At 63.3% G+C, this 19,353-nt stretch carries 17 protein-coding genes and 2 pseudogenes; 13 read left to right on the forward strand and 6 right to left on the reverse strand.

Annotated features, from left to right (window positions below):
• Nucleotides 1-3: 3 nt before the first annotated feature.
• A complete protein-coding gene (locus YUO_RS0121785) occupies nt 4-444 on the reverse strand; it encodes a hypothetical protein (protein WP_035727236.1) in 441 nt (146 codons plus the stop codon).
• A 413-nt stretch (nt 445-857) separates the two neighbouring features.
• Here YUO_RS0121785 and YUO_RS46370 point away from each other — a divergent pair.
• Together YUO_RS46370 and YUO_RS41350 are read left to right on the forward strand one after the other, a co-directional pair.
• Nucleotides 858-951, forward strand: a pseudogene (locus YUO_RS46370).
• 157 nt (nt 952-1,108) lie between these two features.
• Complete coding sequence (locus YUO_RS41350) at nt 1,109-1,696, forward strand: TMEM175 family protein (RefSeq protein WP_035727238.1); 588 nt, start codon at nt 1,109-1,111, stop codon at nt 1,694-1,696.
• Here YUO_RS41350 and YUO_RS0121795 read toward each other — a convergent pair.
• Nucleotides 1,693-2,427 (reverse strand): lysophospholipid acyltransferase family protein, encoded by a 735-nt coding sequence (locus tag YUO_RS0121795; RefSeq protein ID WP_028349175.1) that lies wholly within the window; start codon nt 2,425-2,427, stop codon nt 1,693-1,695. The genes YUO_RS41350 and YUO_RS0121795 overlap by 4 nt on opposite strands.
• Before the next feature lie 105 nt (nt 2,428-2,532).
• On the opposite strand from YUO_RS0121795, the gene YUO_RS0121800 reads away from it, so the two are divergent.
• Nucleotides 2,533-3,390, forward strand: coding sequence for an alpha/beta fold hydrolase (locus YUO_RS0121800; protein WP_028349176.1), 858 nt, complete (start codon nt 2,533-2,535; stop codon nt 3,388-3,390).
• Nucleotides 3,391-3,442: 52 nt separating this feature from the next.
• Nucleotides 3,443-3,586, forward strand: a complete 144-nt coding sequence (locus YUO_RS46375; protein WP_156908714.1) for a hypothetical protein — start codon at nt 3,443-3,445, stop codon at nt 3,584-3,586.
• Nucleotides 3,587-3,661: 75 nt separating this feature from the next.
• Here YUO_RS46375 and YUO_RS0121805 read toward each other — a convergent pair whose 3' ends face one another.
• Entirely contained in the window at nt 3,662-5,284 is a 1,623-nt protein-coding gene (locus YUO_RS0121805) for an ABC transporter substrate-binding protein (RefSeq protein WP_028349177.1), read from the reverse strand.
• 277 nt (nt 5,285-5,561) lie between these two features.
• On the opposite strand from YUO_RS0121805, the gene YUO_RS0121810 reads away from it, so the two are divergent.
• From YUO_RS0121810 to YUO_RS0121845, 8 genes are all read left to right on the forward strand, one after another.
• Nucleotides 5,562-6,692, forward strand: coding sequence for a M20/M25/M40 family metallo-hydrolase (locus tag YUO_RS0121810; RefSeq protein ID WP_028349178.1), 1,131 nt, complete (start codon nt 5,562-5,564; stop codon nt 6,690-6,692).
• Between the two features lie 247 nt (nt 6,693-6,939).
• On the forward strand, nt 6,940-7,881 hold the full coding sequence (locus YUO_RS0121815; protein ID WP_028349179.1) for an ABC transporter permease: 942 nt from the start codon (nt 6,940-6,942) through the stop codon (nt 7,879-7,881).
• 12 nt (nt 7,882-7,893) lie between these two features.
• Nucleotides 7,894-8,784, forward strand: coding sequence for an ABC transporter permease (locus YUO_RS0121820; protein ID WP_028349180.1), 891 nt, complete (start codon nt 7,894-7,896; stop codon nt 8,782-8,784).
• Between the two features lie 154 nt (nt 8,785-8,938).
• Entirely contained in the window at nt 8,939-10,579 is a 1,641-nt protein-coding gene (locus YUO_RS0121825; RefSeq protein WP_028349181.1) for an ABC transporter ATP-binding protein, read from the forward strand.
• Nucleotides 10,580-10,822: 243 nt separating this feature from the next.
• Nucleotides 10,823-12,358 (forward strand): M81 family metallopeptidase, encoded by a 1,536-nt coding sequence (locus YUO_RS0121830; RefSeq protein ID WP_028349182.1) that lies wholly within the window; start codon nt 10,823-10,825, stop codon nt 12,356-12,358.
• A gap of 7 nt (nt 12,359-12,365) precedes the next feature.
• Entirely contained in the window at nt 12,366-13,529 is a 1,164-nt protein-coding gene (locus YUO_RS0121835) for a M20 aminoacylase family protein (RefSeq protein ID WP_028349183.1), read from the forward strand.
• A 1-nt stretch (nt 13,530) separates the two neighbouring features.
• Nucleotides 13,531-14,952, forward strand: coding sequence for an amidase (locus YUO_RS0121840; protein WP_028349184.1), 1,422 nt, complete (start codon nt 13,531-13,533; stop codon nt 14,950-14,952).
• A gap of 130 nt (nt 14,953-15,082) precedes the next feature.
• Entirely contained in the window at nt 15,083-15,973 is an 891-nt protein-coding gene (locus YUO_RS0121845; RefSeq protein ID WP_028349185.1) for a crotonase/enoyl-CoA hydratase family protein, read from the forward strand.
• Between the two features lie 129 nt (nt 15,974-16,102).
• Here YUO_RS0121845 and YUO_RS0121850 read toward each other — a convergent pair whose 3' ends face one another.
• Both YUO_RS0121850 and YUO_RS0121855 read right to left on the reverse strand, forming a co-directional pair.
• Nucleotides 16,103-17,077, reverse strand: coding sequence for an NADPH:quinone oxidoreductase family protein (locus tag YUO_RS0121850; RefSeq protein WP_028349186.1), 975 nt, complete (start codon nt 17,075-17,077; stop codon nt 16,103-16,105).
• A complete protein-coding gene (locus tag YUO_RS0121855; protein WP_028349187.1) occupies nt 17,077-17,697 on the reverse strand; it encodes a 2-hydroxychromene-2-carboxylate isomerase in 621 nt (206 codons plus the stop codon). Before YUO_RS0121855 ends, YUO_RS0121850 begins: the two co-directional genes overlap by 1 nt.
• A gap of 287 nt (nt 17,698-17,984) precedes the next feature.
• Between YUO_RS0121855 and YUO_RS0121860 the strand changes: the two genes are divergently transcribed.
• Nucleotides 17,985-19,007, forward strand: a complete 1,023-nt coding sequence (locus tag YUO_RS0121860) for a methionine synthase (RefSeq protein WP_035727240.1) — start codon at nt 17,985-17,987, stop codon at nt 19,005-19,007.
• 76 nt (nt 19,008-19,083) lie between these two features.
• Here the strand turns inward: YUO_RS0121860 and YUO_RS47845 are convergent.
• Nucleotides 19,084-19,353, reverse strand: a pseudogene (locus YUO_RS47845) (IS4 family transposase); the annotation flags it as partial.

The raw sequence follows: 19,353 nt of genomic DNA on the forward strand, positions 1-19,353 counted from the left end.
GTTCTAATTTGCCGCTCGGCTTGCCTTCGTACGACCCTTGGCAACGGGAGCCGGCGCGATCGATGGCGGGACCGGCGCCGGCCTGGCTTCCGGTTTCGGTTCCTGGCACCTGTTCTTCTGCCAGGCTTCATCGGCCAGCTTCGACTGTCCGCGCAATGCGATGTAGTCGTTGCGGTAGGCGAGCTCCGCCACCACGGGACCGGCGACGCCAGTTTCGGCCTTGGTCATCAGCCCCTGCAACTCGGCGGTGCGCGTCGCGAGGCTCTTGCGCTCGGTGTCGAGCTGCTTGCAATCGTAGAGATCGTATTTGGCAGGATCGGCAAAGGCCGGCGAAATGGTGTCGCTCATGCCGGCGCAGCCGGACACGCCGGCGCAGAGCGCAACCAGCGCCAGAGCGGCAAGGCAGCGCGAGAATAACCGGCGATGGGACAGCGAGTTGGGCATCGGACCTTCGTTACGTGGATTACCTTGAGATTGCCTAAAGCTCGCCGCAGGTAAACACCCCAAGTGTCCGCATTGAGGCTTTGCTTCTGCGCCACGCTCACTTAAAAGTGGGGAGAGTTGGGGCCGGAGATCATCCCAATTCCACTTCTCCGGAAAACGCGCTAAGTATCTGATCTTCTGGCGAAAGCGGGCGTGGCGAAATGGTAGACGCAAGGGACTTAAACGCTTGAGTGCTCTTGGGGAAACCCAAGCTGTAGAACTGCTCAAATTCGGGGAAACCTTTCATATGGCAATCCCGAGCCAAGCGCCCGAACCTAACGGTTAGTGCGAAGGTGTAGAGACTAGACGGGCAGCACCTAAAGGCACGAACGCGCCAATGGTGAAGGTATAGTCCAGACCACAAACGAGCCAGCGCGGATGTCTGGCGAGGCGGCGAAAGCCGTAGCTGGTAAGAAAATCCCTCGGAGGGTGACCTCTGTGCCGGTTCGAGTCCGGCCGCCCGCACCACGCTTCGCCCTGACGGGCTACGCGTGGCGCAGCCACGCGAAGGCCGCCAGGCCGAAGCGTGTCCGGCGTAGCTTGAGCGAAGCGAAAGCGAAGACGGACTGGTCGGGCCCCTGGCGAGCGAAGCGAAAGCGTAGACCGATCAGGGGAGACTGGGGGGATCACATTGCCGCAAATCCATCTGTTCGAAATGCGCCGGCTGGAGATGCTGAGCAACACCATATTCGGCGTTGCCATGACCCTGCTTGCCTATGACCTGCCGAAGGCCTCTAGTTTCACGCAAGCGCCCGACTGGCACGACGTGCTTCGCGTCTATGCGCAGCCCGTCATTGCGCTGACGATCAGTTTTGTGGTCGCCGGCCTGTTCTGGTTCAGCCATCACCGGCGGCTGGCGGTAGCCCCGGAAGCCGGACGCGGCGTGGTGTTCCTCAATCTGTTTTTTCTGCTGTCGATCATCATCCTGCCGGTGACCAACGGCCTCTATGGCGTCTATCGGCTCGATAGCGTGGTCGCGGTAATCTACGGCTTTCACCTGCTGGTGATCGCAGCGCTGAACGCGGTATTGTGGGTTCTGGCGCTGCGCGGCCGCCACGATCCGCAATTGCTGGCGCCGGCGCTGTTTCCGGTCTGTGTGTTCGTGCTCGGCACGGCGATGGCCTTTGTCGAGCCGCGGGTTGCGCAATATGTCTGGTGCCTGGCGTTTCTCGCGCCGCTTGCGGGCTGGGTTGCTGCGCGTCGCTCCGCCTAGCGCACCTTCGCCTCGCTCAGCGTGAGCAGCCGGCTCGCCTCCTCCGCAATCATCCGCTCCATCTTTTCCTGAAATTCCTTGCGCGGCAGGCCCGGCGTGATCGGCGGCAGGAAGGACAGCGTGACGGTGCCGGAGTGCATGATCAGCGTCTTCTTGCCCCAGAACAGGCCGGAATTGCACGCAGCGGGAACGACAGATACTTCAAGGTTGGTGTAGAGCGCCGAGATGCCAGCGGACTGGAATCTCATCGGTTCATCGATCGCCTGGCGGGTGCCTTGCGGAAACAGCAAGACTTGACGACCCTCGCCGGTCGCGCGCCTGGCTTCATCGACCATCTGGCGCAGCGCGTGGCGGCCCGCCGAGCGATCGACCAAAATCATCGGATAGCGCTCCAGGAACCAACCGACGAACGGCACCTTACGTAGCTCTTTCTTGGCGACGATGCTGGCGTCCGGGAAAAGCGCGCAGAGCGCCGCGGTTTCCCACAACGACTGATGATTACAGGCGATGATGCAGGGACCATCGGGCACGTTCTCGCGCCCCTGCACCGTGTAATCGAGGCCTATGACATGCTTCATCAGAAACATGATGCCGTTGACCCAGACCTGCGAAACCGCGCGCACCGTCGCGCCGCTGGCATTGAACAGCCACATGAACGGCACCGTCAGCGACACGGCGAGCGTCAGGATTACCACCGCCGTATCGAATATGATCGATCTCAAATAGTGCAACGATTGTCCCCTTGGGCATCCGGTCGCGCCTCCCAATACAGCACTTTTCGGCCATTGCACAATTCCGTCATCGGCCGGCCGGAATTGGCTCGTTAGGTTCGCCGCATGCTGGCGTCAGAGCAAATCACCATCGCCCCGCATCTCACCTTCGATGCCATCAGCGCCGGAACGCCCGGCGCGCCGCTGGTGCTGCTGCTGCACGGTTTTGCGGAATCGATGCATTGCTGGCGTGCGCAGGTGACGGCGCTCGGCGACATGGGCTATCGCGCGGTGGCGCCGGGCCAGCGCGGCTACTCGCCGAGCGCACGGCCCGATCCACGGGAATTTTCGCACTACCTGATCGACCGCCTGATGGACGACGCCATGGCGATTGTGGCGGCTGCCGGCTATGGCGACGCGCGGTTTCATCTGGTCGGCCATGACTGGGGCGGCAGCATAGCCTGGGGCATCGCCGACCGCCATCCCGAGCGGCTGGCGTCGCTCACCGTTCTCTCGCGGCCGCACCCGAACGCATTCAACCGCGCGCTGACGGCCGACAGCGAGCAAGCGCAGCGCTCAAAGCATCACAAGGCGTTTTTGGAGCCGGATGCCGCCGATGTCGTGCTCGCGAACGATGCCAAATGGCTGCGCGAGCGTCTCGCCGCCAATGGCGTTCCCTCTGATGCGATCGAGAGGCATCTTGCCGTGCTCGGCAACAAGGACGCGATGGAAGCGGCGCTCGCCTGGTATCGCGCACGCGGCGCGATCCGCGGCCCGCTCGGTCCGATCCGCGTGCCGACGCTCTACATCTGGGGCGACGCTGACGACACCGTCGGTCGCGCCGCCGCCGAAGGCACGGTGGATTTCATCGCCGCGCCCTATCGTTTCGTGGTGCTGCCCGGCATCGGACATTTTGCGGCGGATCAGGCGCCGGAACGGGTGTGCGAATTGCTGCTGGAACATCTGGCAGCACACCCTGCGTGAGGAACGCAACGCCCGCAAAAATGTTGTCGTGCACAAAATGGAGTACGACAACATGACCAGTGAAAAAGATCGGGAAAAGGCTGCAGCCGAGCGCAAGCAAGCGCGGGATCAGCGCTCTCCGTCGCCACCACCGCCGCAAGTCTCTCCGCCGCTCGAGAATGACGGCCCGGAACTGGTGCGTGATACCCACACCTGACGATGAAAACAAAAACGCGACGGAGGAACAGTCCTCCGTCGCGATTGCTTGACGTTCGACTTAACGCGAACCGCCCTACTCGCTCTTGTCAATGTTCCAGAAGACCGGCGTCGCCGGGCCGTCGAGCACGCCGGTAAGCGACTTCCGCCATGCGCTCGGCGCGAGATACTGGCCGAGCGGAACGTAAATCACCTGCTCATAGGCTTCCTTCTGGATTTCGGCAGCAATTTTCTTCTGCTCGTCCGGCGAGGTAGCGCGCGCGAACTTGTCCTTCAACTCCTCGATCTTGGCGCTTTCCGCCCAACCGAACCAGCCGCCCTTGGTGCCGCGGCCGCCGATCGACGCGTTGGCGATCGGGTTCATCACGTCGGCACCGACCCAGTTGGTGAAAAACATGTTCCAGCCGCCCTCCTTCGTGGGCTTCTGGCTGGCGCGGCGTGTGACGACGGTCTGCCAGTCGGTGGCCTGCAGGTCGACCTTGAAGCCGGCCTCGCGCAGCAACTGCGCTGCCACGATCGGCTGCGCCTTCAGCGTGACGACGTCGCCCGGCGCCATGATCACGATCGGGGTGCCGTCGTAACCGGACTCGGCGAGCGCCTTCTTGGCTTCCGCCATGCTGCCGGCCTTGGTCAGATTTCCGGCGCCCTCTTCGGTCGCCAGCGGCGTGCCGCAGACGAAGTAGGCACCGCAGACCTTGTAATATTCGGGGTTGCCGACCAGCGCGTCCAGAACGTCCTTCTGGTTCATCGCCAGCAGCGCGGCGCGGCGAACCTTGACGTTATCGAAGGGCGGAAGGAGGAAGTTCATCCGGCCGAGCGTCTGGAAGCCGAGCTTGTTCAAAATCTCGATCTTGATGTCCTTGTTGGCTTTCACCACCGGCAACAGATCGAACGACGGATTTTCCATGAAGTCGATATCGCCCGACTGCAATGCGTTCACCGCGGTCTGCGCATCCGGCATGGTGATCCATTCGACGCGATCGACCTTCACGACCTTACCGCCGGCGGTCCAGCTCGGCGGCTCCTTGCGCGGCACGTAGTCCGGGTTCTTTTCATAGGCCGCCTTCACGCCCGGCTGGAATTCCGACTGCACAAATTTGAACGGGCCGGATCCGATATGTTCCTTGATCTGCTGACCGGCCGGCGTTTCCGCAAGGCGCTTGGGCATCATGAACGGAGTGTAGGACGACGGCTTGCCGATCGATTCCAGCACCAGGCCGTAGGGCTCCTTCAGTTTCAACGCAAAACTCTTGGCGTCGATCGGCTCGATGCTGGCGGTGAAGTCCATCAGCTTCTGGCCCATATTGTCGTTGCGGCCCCAGCGCTTCAGCGAGGCGACGCAGTCTTCCGCCGTCACCGGCGCACCATCGTGCCACTTCAAGCCATCGCGCAGGGTGAACGTATAAGTCAGCTTGTCATCACTGACTTTCCAGTCCGCCATCTGCGGCTGGACCTTGAAATTGGAATCGGTCGCCAGCAGCGTGTCATAGATCATGTAGCCATGGTCGCGGGTGATGTAGGCGGTGGTGAAGCCGGGATCGAGAACGCGCAGATCGGAGTGCATCACCGCGGTGATGGTCTTCTTGCTGGCGGCCGTGGCCTGCGAAGTCGGGCCTAGCGACGTCAGCGCCGCCGACAGCGCAAGCACCGACAAAGCAGTCGCTATCGTGGGACGTTTCCAACGCATGATGTGGAACATTCGATCTCTCCTGACGTGAAACTGTTCAATGTCCGCTGATTCATTATGCATGCGGTTCGTTATTTGGGCGAACTAACACGCTGTAAATCCTGACTATTTGAAGACTTGCATCAAGCGCGCGGCGCGTCAATCCGCTTTGAAGCGGCTACCGCGCTGCAGATACCGCGGGACGCGCGTTCATGTTTCGCTTTACAAATCCGCGCGAGATCATTCTCGTACGCGGCGGGCCGGTGCCCTATCGGTCGAAACCCAAAATTAAGAAAACCAAGAGAAGCCCATGAACCCAGCCAATCTTCCCTTTGATTCCGAGGCCATGCTGCAGGGGTTGCGCGGCTGGGTGGAGTGCGAAAGCCCGACCTGGGACAAGGCTGCCGTAGACCGCATGCTCGACCTCGCCGCGCGCGACATGGCCATTATGGGTGCGACCATCGAGCGCATCGCCGGCCGGCAAGGATTTGCCGGCTGTGTCCGCGCCCGCTTTCCCCATCCGAAGCAAGGCGAGCCCGGCATTCTGATCGCCGGCCACATGGATACCGTCCACCCCGTCGGCACCATCGAAAAGCTGCGATGGCGGCGCGAGGGCAACAAATGCTTCGGCCCCGGCATCTTTGACATGAAGGGCGGCAATTACCTTTCGCTGGAAGCGATCCGGCAACTGGCCCGCGCCGCATTCACGACGCCGCTGCCGATTACGGTGCTGTTCACCCCCGACGAGGAAGTCGGCACGCCCTCGACCCGCGACGTCATCGAGGCAGAAGCCGCGCGCAACAAATACGTGCTGGTGCCGGAGCCCGGACGGCCCAACAATGGCGTCGTCACTGGGCGCTATGCGATTGCGCGCTTCAATCTGGAGGCCATCGGCAAGCCGAGCCATGCCGGCGCCACGCTTTCTTCCGGCCGTTCCGCGATCCGCGAAATGGCACGCCAGATTATCGCGATCGACGGCATGACGACCGAAGATTGTACGTTCTCGGTCGGCATCGTGCATGGCGGCCAGTGGGTCAATTGCGTCGCCACCACCTGCACCGGCGAAGCGCTGAGCATGGCCAAGCGCCAGGCCGATCTCGATCGCGGTGTCGAGCGCATGCTGGCACTGTCAGGCACCAGCAACGACGTCACGTTCACGGTAACCCGCGGCGTCACCCGCCCGGTGTGGGAACCAGATGCCGGCACCATGGCGTTATACGAAAAAGCGCGTGGGATTGCCGCGCAGTTGGGACTCGAACTGCCCCATGGCAGCGCCGGTGGCGGATCCGACGGCAATTTCACCGGTGCCATGGGCATACCGACGCTGGATGGCCTGGGCGTCCGCGGCGCCGATGCGCATACGCTGAACGAGCATATTGAAGTAGACAGCCTCGCCGAACGCGGCCGCCTGATGGTGGGGCTGCTCGCGACACTGGAATGAGGGCGGTCCCTCCGCCGTCATTGCGAGCGAAGCGAAGCAATCCATGCCACCGCAAAAGGAAGAGTGGATTGCTTCGTCGCTTCGCTTCTCGCAATGACGCGGGGGACATATCCGCCCCGAACCGATTAGCTGCATCGCAAAAAACGCAGGCGCAATGGCACGGGACTTGCTGAAATGCTACGCTGGTGGCGCGGAAACCAGGTCTAAGGGCAGCGCTGCCCAATTCACCCACAACTAACGGATCAAGATGCTCGGATATCTGCTTCGCCGCATTCTCGCCGCCATTCCCGTGATGGGCGTGGTGGCGCTGTTTGTGTTTCTGCTGCTGCGGCTGACGCCCGGCGATCCCGCCGCGATTCTTGCCGGCGACAACGCGACACCAGAGCAGCTCGAGCGCATCCGCACCTCGCTCGGCCTCAACGAGCCGCTCTACACCCAATTCTTCACCTGGATCGGCAAGCTGCTGCAAGGCGACCTCGGCGTGTCCTTGATCTCGAACGTGCCGGTCTTGAAGATGATCAGTCAGCGCGTCGAGCCGTCGATCTCGATTGCCCTTTCCACGATCATTCTGGCTATTGTCGTTGCGGTGCCGCTCGGCGTGATTGCGGCGTGGAAGCACGGCACCTGGATCGACCGCTTCGTAATGGGATTGTCGGTGGTCGGGTTCTCCGTGCCGGTATTCGTGATCGGCTATGTTCTGATCCAGATCTTTGCGATCGAGCTGCGCTGGGTGCCGGTGCAGGGTTTCCGCAGTATCACAATGGGCTTCGGTCCGTTCTTCGAGCGCATCATCCTGCCGACCTGCACGCTTTCCTTTATCTATGTCGCGCTGATCGCGCGCATGACGCGCGCGGCGATGCTGGATGTGCTCGGCGAGGATTACGTCCGCACCGCGCGTGCCAAAGGCATCAGCGAGACCGGCGTGCTGCTGCGCCATGCGCTACGCAACGCCGCCGTGCCCGTCATCACCGTGATCGGAACGGGATTCGCGCTGCTGATTTCCGGCGTCGTCGTCACCGAGAGCGTGTTCAACCTGCCCGGCATCGGCCGCCTCACCGTCGATGCGGTGCTGGCGCGCGATTATCCCGTCATCCAGGCGATGATCCTATTGACGTCGCTGATCTATGTCACCGTCAATCTCCTGATCGACGTCGCCTACACCCTGCTTGATCCCAGAATTCGTTATTGAGGCTCGCTACTGATGGCGATCGAAACCCTTCCCGAACCGTCAATCCCCGTCACCACGCCATTCCGGCCGAGACTTGGATTCCTCACGGCGACGCCGATCATCGCGACCGCCACCGTCTGCCTCGCACTCATCATCGCGATGGCGATCGCAGCACCCCTGCTCGCGCCACACGATCCGCAATTGCTGGCGCCGGCACAGCGGCTGAAACCATCAAGCGCGCAGTTCCTGCTCGGCACCGACGCCTACGGCCGCGACGTGCTCTCGCGCATCATCTATGGCGGACGGATTTCGCTCCTGATCGGTCTGGGTGCTGCGGTCTTCTCGATCGGCATCGGGCTCGTGATCGGCCTCGTCTCCGGCTTCTTCAAATGGGTCGACGCCGTGATGATGCGGGTGATGGACGGCTTGATGGCGATCCCTTCCATCCTGCTCGCGATTGCCGTGGTGTCGCTGTCCGGCGCCAGCCTGATGACGGTGTTGGTGGCGATCACCATTCCCGAAATTCCGCGCGTGGCGCGACTGGTGCGCTCGGTCGTGCTGTCGGCGCGCGAAGAGCCTTATGTGGAAGCCGCGATCTCGGTCGGCACCAGCCTGCCCAAGATCATGTGGCGGCATTTGATGCCGAACACGGTGGCGCCGCTGATCGTGCAAGGCACTTACGTCGCCGCCTCCGCCATCCTTACGGAGGCGATCCTGTCGTTCCTCGGCGCCGGCATCAGCCCGGAAACCCCGACCTGGGGCAATATCATGGCCGAAGGCCGCGCCTACTTCCAGGTCAAGCCGTCACTGATCTTCTGGCCGGGGCTATTGCTGTCGATCGCGATCCTCAGCGTCAATTTGATCGGCGACGCCGCCCGCGATGCGCTCGATCCGCGCATGAAACAACGGGAGGCCGGGAAGTGACAGCATTGCAAGGAGCGAACCGACGAAGCGAGGGCGTCATTCCGGGGCGATGCGCAGCATCGAACTACGATGTGCAGTTGCACATCGGAGAATCTCGAGATTCCGGGTCTGGTGCTAACGCACCATCCCGGAATGACGGTGCAGGGAAATAGAAATGAAAAACATCGTCCTCGACATCGACAACCTCGTCGTCGGCCTCGGCAAAAATCCTTCCGGCCAGCGCATCATTGACGGCGTCTCGCTGCAGGTGCGCGAAGGCGAAACCCTTTGCGTGGTCGGCGAAAGCGGCTCCGGCAAATCGGTGACGTCGCTGACCGTGATGGGGCTGTTGCAGAAAGGCGCGCTGGTGCCCTCGGGCGGCAGCGTCAAGCTGGTCGGCGAGGAACTGCTCACCGCCACCGACAAGCGCCTGCGGCAGTTGCGCGCCACGAGGATGGCGATGATCTTTCAGGAGCCGATGACGGCGCTCAATCCGGTGGTGCCGGTCGGCCGCCAGATCGACGAAGTCTTGCGCGCCCACACCGATCTCGACGCCCGCGCCCGCCGCCAGAAGATTCTGGCAATGATGGAGCATGTCCGGCTGCCGGACGTGGAGCGCATCTTTGCCTCCTACCCGCACCGGCTGTCGGGCGGACAGCGCCAGCGCATCATGATTGCGATGGCGCTGGTGCTCGAACCGAAACTGCTGATTGCGGACGAGCCCACGACGGCGCTCGATGTCACCACGCAGAAGCAGATCCTGACCCTCATCCGCGACCTGCAGCGCGATCACGGCACCGCCGTGCTGTTCATCACCCATGACATGGGTGTGGTCGCCGAGATCGCTGATCGCGTCGCGGTGATGCGCTACGGCCGGCTCGTCGAGACTGGCACGCTCGACAGCATTTTGCGCACGCCGACCATGGAGTATACCCGCAACCTGCTCTCCTCGGTGCCGAGCCTGGTGCCGCGGGCGCCGCGCGCGGAGACCGAAGAGCCGGTGGTGCTGGAAGCCAACGAACTGGGCAAGGTCTATCGCGAGCGTTCGTTCCTCGGAAAGACGCGCGAAGTCGCCGCCGCCAAGGACGTCACCCTCACTTTGCGCAAGGGCCGCACGCTCGGCATCGTCGGCGAAAGCGGCTCCGGCAAGTCGACGGTGGCGCGCTGCATCGTCCGCCTGATCGATCCGACTTCCGGCGGCGTGCGGCTCGCCGGCCGCGAGATCTCCGATCTCTCGCGGCGGCTCTTGCAGCCGCACCGCAAAAAGATCCAGATCATCTTTCAGGACCCCTACCGCTCGCTCAATCCGCGCGTGACCGTCGGCGAAACCATTGCCGAGGGTCCGATCAATTACGGTATGCCGCGTGCGGAAGCGCTGGCAAAGGCGCGCGATCTGCTCGAATTGGTCGATCTGCCGGCCGATGCAGTGTCGCGCTATCCGCATCAATTCTCCGGCGGCCAGCGTCAACGCATCGCGATTGCGCGCGCGCTCGCGCTCGACCCCGACGTGCTGGTTGCGGACGAAGCGGTCTCGGCGCTCGACGTCTCCGTGCAGGCGCAGGTGCTCGAACTGCTCGACGAAATCCAGAAGCGGCTGGGCATTGCGTTGTTGTTCATCACCCATGATCTTCGCGTCGCGGCGCAAATCTGCGACGACGTCGCTGTGATGCAGCATGGCCGGATCGTCGAACAGGGCCCGGCCGCGCAGGTGCTGACCCACCCGCAGCAGGCCTATACCAAGGCGCTACTCGATGCGGCCCCAGGGCGTGGCTGGGATTTTGCCAATTTCCGGCCGGTGGAAGTGGCGGCGGAGTAATCAAGCACACCGTCATTCCGGGGCGCGAAGCGAACTACGGGGCGCCCTTGTGCCCCTGAGAATCTCGAGATTCCGGGTCTGGTCCTTCGGACCATCCCGGAATGACGAACTCTCAAATTCATCGTCTTGCTTCGCGTAGCTATTCCGTACCACGCGGCATGCAAAACGGAATTGCTTCACTCCTTGCGCTTGCCACGATGTCCCGCTTAACGTCCCCCAACCGAAAACACTGGCTGAGGCACTATGACCCGTATCGCCGTCGGCGGCTTCCTGCACGAGACCAACACTTTCGCGCCGACCAAGGCGACCTATGCTGATTTTGTTCATGGCGGCGGTTGGCCGGCGATGGCGCATGGGCCTGACGTCCTCAAGGTCATGCGCAAGATCAATGTCGGCCTTGCCGGCTTCGTCGAGGCGGCCGAAGCCAATGGCTGGGAGCTGGTCCCGACCATCTCCGCAGCCGCCAGCCCGTCTGCGCATGTCACGACCGATGCCTTCGAACGCGTCATGAAGGAGATGGTCGACGGCATCGCCAATGCCGGGCCGATCGATGCCGTCTATCTCGATCTGCACGGCGCCATGGTGACCGAGCAGCATGACGATGGCGAAGGTGAAATCCTCGCGCGCGTGCGCAAGGTGGTAGGCCCCGATCTGCCGCTGGTCGCAAGCCTCGATCTCCATGCCAATGTCTCGCCCGAGATGATCGCGCATGCCGATGCGCTGATCGCCTACCGCACCTATCCCCACATCGATATGGCCGACACCGGCCGCGCCTGTGCCAGACACCTCGCGCTGCTGCTGAAGACCGGGCAGCGCCTTGCAAAAGCGTTCCGGCAGTTGCCGTTCCTGATACCGATCTCCTGGCAATGCACCACCGACCAGCCGACGAGGAGTATTTACGAGAAGCTCGCCGCCCTCCAAAGCGACGCCGTGCCGACGGTGTCCTTTGCGCCGGGCTTCCCGGCGGCGGATTTTCCCCATTGCGGGCCGAGCGTGTTCGCCTATGGCAGGACGCAGGCCGACGCGGACGCCGCCGCCGACAAGATCGTCGCGCTCATCGAGGGCCATGAAGACGATTTCGATGGCCGCATCTATTCGCCCGATGATGGCGTGCGCCTCGCCATAGAGCTTGCGAAAACGGCGGAGAAGCCGATCATTATCGCCGACACCCAGGACAATCCCGGCGCCGGCGGCGATTCCGACACCACCGGCATGCTGCGCGCCCTGGTGCGCAACAACGCGTCCCGCGCCGCCACCGGCGTGATCTACGATCCGGAGTCGGCCAAGGCGGCGCATGCGGCGGGCGTCGGCGCCACCGTGACGCTGGCGCTCGGCGGCAAATCGGGCATCCCGGGCGATGCGCCATACAAGGAAACGTTCGTCGTCGAAAAATTGTCGGACGGCAAATTCGTGGCGCCAGGCCCCTATTACGGCGGCCGCGACATGGACATGGGCCCCTCGGCCTGCCTGCGCATCGGCGATGTCAGGGTCGTCGTCGGCTCCTACAAGGCGCAGCTCGCCGATCAAGCGATGTATCGCTATGTCGGCATCGAGCCGACCGAACAGAAAATCCTCGTCAACAAGAGCTCGGTGCATTTCCGTGCCGACTTCGAGCCGATCGCCGAAAAGCTTCTGATCTGCGCCGCCCCAGGCGCGATGCCAGCCGATACCGCAGCGCTGCCCTGGACGCGGCTGCGTCCGGGCATCCGCCTCAAGCCGAACGGCCCGGCCTTTGCCCCATTCGCCCCCTCACGCCCAAAATCCTCAGTCACGGGATAATAAAGACATGCCCATCATCGAACGCATCGGCGGCTATGCCGAGGAACTCACCGCCATCCGCCGCGATCTGCATGCCCATCCCGAGATCGGCTTCGAAGAGGTGCGTACTTCCGGCATCGTCGCCGAGAAGCTGAAGGGTTGGGGCATCGAGGTCCATCGCGGCCTCGGCGGTACCGGCGTGATCGGCGTGCTCAAGGGCAAGGGCGATGGCGGCAAGCGCATCGGCCTGCGCGCCGACATGGACGCGCTGCCGATGGAAGAAAATACCAATCTGAAATGGCGCTCGACCATTCCGGGCCGCTTCCACGGCTGCGGTCATGACGGTCATACCACGATACTGCTCGGCACCGCGCGCTATCTGGCCGAGACGAAGAATTTTGACGGCACCGTGCATTTCATCTTCCAGCCCGCCGAGGAAGGCCTCGGCGGCGCGCGCGCCATGATCAAGGATGGGCTGTTCGAAAAATTTCCCTGCGACGAGGTCTATGGCCTGCACAATGCGCCGGATCTCAATCACGGCGAGATCGCGATCCTGCCCGGACCAGCGATGGCAGGCGCCGATTTCTTCGACATCACGATCCAGGGCTATGGCGCGCACGGCGCGATGCCGGAGCGCTCCAAGGATGCGGTAGTGATCGCGACCACGCTGGCCCAAGCCCTGCAGACCATCGTCAGCCGCAACATCGATCCCTTGAAGTCTGCGGTGCTGTCGGTCACGCAGATCCACGCCGGCTCCGCCAACAACGTGATCCCCGGCGAGGCGAAGCTCGGCGGCACAGTGCGCGCCTTCGACGACGGCGTGCGCGCGCTGATCCGCGATCGCATGCGCAAGATCTGCGCCGGCGTCGCCGCGACGTTCGAGTGCGAGATCACCATCGACATCCGCGACACGTTCAGCGTCCTCGTCAACGAGGAAGAACAGTCCAGGGTGGTCGAAGCGGTGGCGAAGACCGTGGTTGATCCGTCCAACGTGCTCACGCGCTCGCAGCCGAAGATGGGGAGCGAGGATTTCGCCGACATGATGCAGCTGGTGCCCGGCGCCTATTTCTGGATCGGCCACGACGGCTCGGTGCCCGTGCACAATTCCGGCTTCGTCCTCGACGACAAGATCCTGCCGATCGGCGCCAGCATGTTCGCCCGCATCATCGAAACCCGGCTCCCGGTAGGTTAGCATGCATAAACCACCCCCCGAGGAAGAGGTCACCTCGCTGCATGACCTCTCCGCCACCGACCTGATCGTCGGCTATCGCGCCAAGCAGTTCTCGCCCTCTGAAGTGCTGGAGGAAGTGATCGAGCACGTCGCGGCCTGGGAGCCGCACATCAAGGCGCTCTATCTGTTCGATCCCGATGGCGCACGCGCGGTCGCGAAGGGGTCGAGTGACCGCTGGCAGAAGGGTGAGCCAGTGAGCACGCTCGACGGCGTGCCGGTGACGATCAAGGAGAATATCGCCACCAAAGGCCAGCCGATACCGCTGGGCGCGGCCAGCATGAAGCTGGTACCGGCGGAGAAAGACGCCCCGCCCGCCGCACGGCTGCGCGAAGCCGGCGCGATCATCTTTTCCAAAACGACGATGCCGGACTACGGCATGTTGTCGTCGGGCCTCTCCAGCTTCCACCCGCTCACCCGCAACCCCTGGGATCTAGCCAAGAACCCCGGCGGCTCTTCTTCCGGCGCGGGCGCGGCGGGCGCGGCCGGCTACGGTCCGCTGCATCTCGGCACCGACATTGGCGGCTCGGTGCGGCTGCCGGCCTGTTGGTGCGGTCTCGTCGCGCTGAAGCCGAGCCTCGGACGCGTTCCGATCGATCCCCCCTATGTCGGCCGGGTCGCAGGTCCCATCACCCGCACCGTCGATGACGCCGCGCTGATGATGTGCGTGCTGGCGAAGCCGGATCGCCGCGACGGCATGAGTCTGCCGGCTGACAGCAGCATCCACTGGAAGACGCTCGACAAGTCGCCGCGCAAGCTGCGCATCGGCCTGATGCTGGATGCCGGCGCCGGCCAGCCGCTTGAGCAGGAAGTGCGTGACGTAGCCGTCAACGCCGCCAAGGCGTTCGAATCCGCCGGCGCGATCGTCACCGAAGTCAACGGCATCCTGACGCGCGAGATGCTCGACGGGCTCGATAATTTCTGGCGGGCCCGGCTGTGGGACGACCTCTCAAAGCTTTCGCCCGAGGAGCGCGGCAAGACGCTGCCTTACATCCACAAATGGGCAGAAGCCGCCGCCAAACTTTCGGGTGTCGACGTCGTCAGGGGTTTTAACGCCACCATGGCGATCCGCGCCGCGGCTGCAAAACTGTTCCACGAACTCGACTACGTGATCTCCCCGGTGTCGCCGGTGGTGAACTTCCCGGCCGAGTTCGCTGCTCCCATCAACGATCCCGACAGGCCGTTCGAGCACATCTGCTATACCGTGCCGTGGAATATGGCGGAAAACCCGGCACTCTCGATCAATGGCGGATATGACGCCAAGGGATTTCCGATCGGCATGCAGATCATCGGCCGCCGCTTCGACGATCTCGGCGTGCTCGGCATGGCCAAGGCATTCGAGGGCCTGCGCGGTGCCCAGCGGCCGTGGCCGACGCCGCCGAAGTAATTGTCATCGTCATTCCGGGGCGGCGCGTAGCGACGAACCCGGAATCTCGAGATTCCGGGTCTGGTCCTTTCGGACCATCCCGGAATGACGACGTAACAATCAAAAATGCAGAACAGCAGAGGGAACACCCATGGCGTATGAGACCATCAAGTACGAGGTCGACGATCAGATTCTCACCATCACGCTGAACCGGCCCGACAAGCTCAACGCCTTCAACGGCACCATGCAGCAGGAACTGATCGACGCCTTCGACGCCGCCGACAAGGACGACAATGTCCGCGCCATCATCGTCACCGGCGCAGGCCGCGGCTTCTGCGCCGGTGCCGATCTTTCTTCCGGCGCCAATACGTTCGACCGCGACGCGCGGCGTGGCCCGGTGAAGCGGCGCGCGAGCGGCGCGGTCGATTACAGCGATCCCATGGTGCGCGATGGCGGCGGCCAGGTGACGCTGCGCATCTTCAAATGCTTGAAACCGGTGATCGCGGCCGTGAACGGGCCAGCGGTCGGCATCGGCGTCACCATGCAGCTTGCGATGGATATCCGCATCGCGTCGGAGGCCGCGCGCTTCGGCTTCGTGTTCTCCCAACGCGGCATCGTGCCGGAGGCGGCCTCAAGCTGGTTCCTGCCGCGCATCGTCGGTATCTCGCAGGCGCTGGAATGGTGCTATTCGGGCCGCGTGTTCCCGGCGCAGGAAGCGCTCGCCGGCCGCCTCGTCAGCAAGGTCGTGCCGCCGGACGATCTGCTGCCGACCGCCCGCGCACTCGCCAAGGAATTCGCCGCCAAGACCGCGCCGGTTTCGGTCGCTCTGATCCGGCAGATGATGTGGCGGATGCTCGGCGCTGACGATCCGATGGAAGCCCACAAGGTCGACAGCCGCGGCATCTACGCCCGCGGCCGCTCGGAAGACGTCAAGGAAGGCGTGGTGTCGTTCCTGGAAAAGCGCCCGGCAGAGTTCAAGAACAAGGTATCGAGCGACATGCCCGACTATTTCCCGTGGTGGACGGAGCGGGAGTACAAATAAGCGCGGTCATCCCACCTGACGCTGTCGTCACCCGCGAAGGCGGGTGACCCAGTAATCCGAGACCAGCGTAATTGAACCGATGAGCCGCGGCGTACTGGATGCCCCGCCTTCGCGGGGCATGACGGGAAACTACTCTATCACCAGCGCCACCCTGCCGATCGCCTTGCGGTCGATCAACAGTCGCATCGCTTTCGCGTAATCCTCCAGCGGCAGCCGATGCGAGACGTTGGGGCGGATTTTTCCGGCCTCCGCCCATTCCGTCAGCGCCTTGATCCTGATCTCGCCAAGCGCAGGATTTCGCCGCACCGCTTCGCCGGCACGGACGCCGAGCACACTCGCGCCCTTGATCATCAACAGATTGGTCTTGGCAAGCCCGATGCCACCGGTGAAGCCTATGACCAATAGCCGCGCGCCCCAGTTAATGCAGCGCATCGAGCTTTCGAACACCTCGCCGCCGACGGGATCGAACACCACGTCGGCGCCCTGCCCGTCGGTGATGCGCTTGACGGCATCGCGGAACGGCTCCTGGTCGTAGCGCACGAGATGATCGGCGCCCCTCGCTTTGGCGATCGCGAGTTTCTCGTCGCTTGACGCAGTCGCAATCACGGTGGCGCCGAGCATCTTGCCGATTTCGACGGCGGCAAGGCCAACGCCGCCGCCGGCGCCGTGCACCAGCAGTACCTCGTCCGGTTGAAGCCGGCCGCGATCGATCAGCGCGTGATAGGCCGTGCCGTGACCGGCCAGGAACGTCGCGCCTTCGGCGTAGTCGAACGTCAATGGCAGCGGCACGAGCTGCGAGGGCGTGGCGATCGCTTCATCGGAATAAGCACCGTGCCGCATCTTCACGATCACCCGGTCCCCCACCGCGACGCCCGTAGCGCCGTTGATCTCGACGATATCGCCGGCGGCTTCGACGCCCGGCGTGAACGGCAGTGGCGGCTTGAGCTGATACTCGCCCGCGGCCATTAGGATATCAGGGAAATTGATCCCGGCGGCACGAATGGCGACGCGCACCTGCCCCGGCGCCAGCGGCGCGGAGGCAAAGGTTTCCAGCCGCAGCTTCTCGGGCGGACCGAGTTCGCGGCAGACGACGGCTTTCGGCATCAGGCCGCCCGCGCTTTCAGCCGCTCCAACGCCTCGCGGATCAGCGGCATCCGGTCGTTGCCGAAATACATGTCGGTCCTGCCGACGAAGATCGTTGGCGAACCGAATCCGCCGCGCGCCATCACCTCGTCCGTGTTGGCCTTGAGCTGGTCCTTGATCGCCTGCTGGCCGATGCACTCGAAGAATTTGACGGGATCGACGCCGATCTTCTGGCAGATATCCGACAGCACTGAATCCTTTGAGATGTCCTTGTCGTCGCCCCAATAGGCCTCGAACACGGCGCGCGCGAACGGCACCATGCGTTCGCCAGATTCCTGTGCAACCCAGATGCAGCCGCGCATCGCCTTGACGCTGTTCACCGGAAACACCGTCGGCGGCATCTTGATCGCAAGGCCTGCGGAGCGCGCCCAGTCGGCGAGATCCTTCTTCATGTAGCGCGCCTTCAGCGGCACCGGCGTCTCGCGTGCGGCATAGACGCTCGGATTGACGGTGTTGAAGATGCCGCCGACCAGGATCGGCCGCCAGGCGATCTCGACGCCGAGCTCCTTGGCGAGCGGCTGGATGTTATGAAAGGCGAGATAGGTCCAGGGGCTGGAGCAATCGAAGAAGAATTCGAGCATGGGGTTTCCTTTTGTTGGTTCTCGATCCTCATCCTGAGGAGCGCGTCTTCGCGCGTCTCGAAGGATGAAGGGCCCGTCTGTGGCCTCATGGTTCGAGACGGCGCAAGCGCCTCCTCACCATGAGGGGACTGGCCTACTTCACCCGCGGCTCCTTCGGCCTGCCGAAGGCCCCGGTTCCTCTCCAGTATGATCGAGATTTTCCAGGCAATGGCGACTTTTGTTGTTCTGTACCTTGACCATAAGACATGGCAGACAGGCGCTCAATCAGAACCCATCGGGAGGCTCCCATGCTGTTTCCAACCACGATCGCAGGCTCTCTGCCGAAGCCGGAATGGCTGGCCGAGCCCAACACGCTGTGGGCACCCTGGAAATCGAAGGGCGACGAGCTCGCCCGCGCCAAGCGCGACGCCACCATGCTGGCGGTGAAGCTGCAGGAGGATGCCGGCGTCGATATCGTCACCGAGGGCGAGCAGGCCCGCCAGCATTTCGTCCACGGCTTTCTGGAGAAGGTCGAGGGCATCGATTTCGCCCACAAGGTCGAGATGGGCATCCGCAAAGACCGCTACAAGGCGATGGTGCCGCAGGTGACAGCACCGCTGACGCTCAAGGGGCGTGTCCATGCGGACGAGGCCCGCGTCGCGCGCACCCATACCACGCGCAAACTGAAATTCACCCTGCCTGGCCCGATGACCATCGCCGACACTGTCGCCGACCGGTATTACGGCGATAAGGTCAAGATGGCGTTCGCCTTTGCCGAACTGCTCAACAACGAGGCGAAGGCGCTGCAGGCGGATGGCGTCGACGTGATCCAGTTTGACGAGCCCGCCTTCAACGTCTTCATGGACGAGGTCTCCGACTGGGGCATCAAGGCATTGGAGCGGGCGGCCGAAGGGCTGACCTGCACCACCGCCGTTCACATCTGCTACGGCTATGGCATCAAGGCCAACACCGACTGGAAGCAGACGCTGGGCAGCGAGTGGCGGCAATACGAGGATATTTTCCCGGCGATCGCCAAAAGCCCGATCCAGCAGGTCGCGATCGAGTGCCGCAATTCGAAAGTGCCGCTGGATTTGCTCGCGCTGCTCCCCGGCAAGGTGGTGCAAGCCGGCGTGATCGACGTCGCCAGCGACACGGTGGAGACGGCCGAGGACGTCGTTCAGGTGATCGAGGCGGTGTCCAAATTCGTGCCGCTCAGCAACATCGTCGCGACCACCAATTGCGGCATGGCGCCGATGCGGAGAGATATCGCAGAGGCGAAGCTCGCGGCGCTCGGCGCGGGCGCGAAGCTGGCGAGGGAAAAGTTGGGCTAGGAGTTTTGATCCGCGTCGATCAACACAGGGCACACTGAGCCCTCTCCCCCCTTGCGGCAGGGCTGTCCGGGGAAGATCAGCCATAGCAGAACTCCATCTGGTTTGGGGAGGTTGGAGGTTTGCGAATGCTGGGATTGATGGGTGGGGGCTTGTCGATGGTGGCGATGGATCGACGGGNGAACAGGAACTGGCTGACGAGTTCGGCCAGCCTGAGCGGCAGCATGGTGATGCAGTTGGCGTGCGCGGCCATGCGCAGCAACAGGTAAGCGATCATCGCGGCGAGGACTTGCAGGCGGATCGCATTGTCGCTGGTGCCGAGGAACTTGCGGATGTCGAGGTGCTGCTT

The organism is Bradyrhizobium murdochi (assembly GCF_000472965.1).
In the GTDB taxonomy this organism is placed as follows: domain Bacteria; phylum Pseudomonadota; class Alphaproteobacteria; order Rhizobiales; family Xanthobacteraceae; genus Bradyrhizobium; species Bradyrhizobium murdochi.

What these genes read in the sequence shown, in the direction of transcription:
- YUO_RS0121845 (WP_028349185.1), top strand. Translation starts at nt 15,083, where the DNA reads ATGGCGTATGAGACCATCAAGTACGAGGTCGACGATCAGATTCTCACC.
- YUO_RS0121860 (WP_035727240.1), top strand. Translation starts at nt 17,985, where the DNA reads ATGCTGTTTCCAACCACGATCGCAGGCTCTCTGCCGAAGCCGGAATGG.
- YUO_RS0121800 (WP_028349176.1), top strand. Translation starts at nt 2,533, where the DNA reads ATGCTGGCGTCAGAGCAAATCACCATCGCCCCGCATCTCACCTTCGAT.
- YUO_RS0121805 (WP_028349177.1), bottom strand. Translation starts at nt 5,284, where the DNA reads ATGTTCCACATCATGCGTTGGAAACGTCCCACGATAGCGACTGCTTTG.
- YUO_RS0121835 (WP_028349183.1), top strand. Translation starts at nt 12,366, where the DNA reads ATGCCCATCATCGAACGCATCGGCGGCTATGCCGAGGAACTCACCGCC.
- YUO_RS0121810 (WP_028349178.1), top strand. Translation starts at nt 5,562, where the DNA reads ATGAACCCAGCCAATCTTCCCTTTGATTCCGAGGCCATGCTGCAGGGG.
- YUO_RS0121825 (WP_028349181.1), top strand. Translation starts at nt 8,939, where the DNA reads ATGAAAAACATCGTCCTCGACATCGACAACCTCGTCGTCGGCCTCGGC.
- YUO_RS0121785 (WP_035727236.1), bottom strand. Translation starts at nt 444, where the DNA reads ATGCCCAACTCGCTGTCCCATCGCCGGTTATTCTCGCGCTGCCTTGCC.
- YUO_RS0121830 (WP_028349182.1), top strand. Translation starts at nt 10,823, where the DNA reads ATGACCCGTATCGCCGTCGGCGGCTTCCTGCACGAGACCAACACTTTC.
- YUO_RS0121855 (WP_028349187.1), bottom strand. Translation starts at nt 17,697, where the DNA reads ATGCTCGAATTCTTCTTCGATTGCTCCAGCCCCTGGACCTATCTCGCC.
- YUO_RS0121850 (WP_028349186.1), bottom strand. Translation starts at nt 17,077, where the DNA reads ATGCCGAAAGCCGTCGTCTGCCGCGAACTCGGTCCGCCCGAGAAGCTG.
- YUO_RS0121820 (WP_028349180.1), top strand. Translation starts at nt 7,894, where the DNA reads ATGGCGATCGAAACCCTTCCCGAACCGTCAATCCCCGTCACCACGCCA.
- YUO_RS46375 (WP_156908714.1), top strand. Translation starts at nt 3,443, where the DNA reads ATGACCAGTGAAAAAGATCGGGAAAAGGCTGCAGCCGAGCGCAAGCAA.
- YUO_RS0121840 (WP_028349184.1), top strand. Translation starts at nt 13,531, where the DNA reads ATGCATAAACCACCCCCCGAGGAAGAGGTCACCTCGCTGCATGACCTC.
- YUO_RS0121815 (WP_028349179.1), top strand. Translation starts at nt 6,940, where the DNA reads ATGCTCGGATATCTGCTTCGCCGCATTCTCGCCGCCATTCCCGTGATG.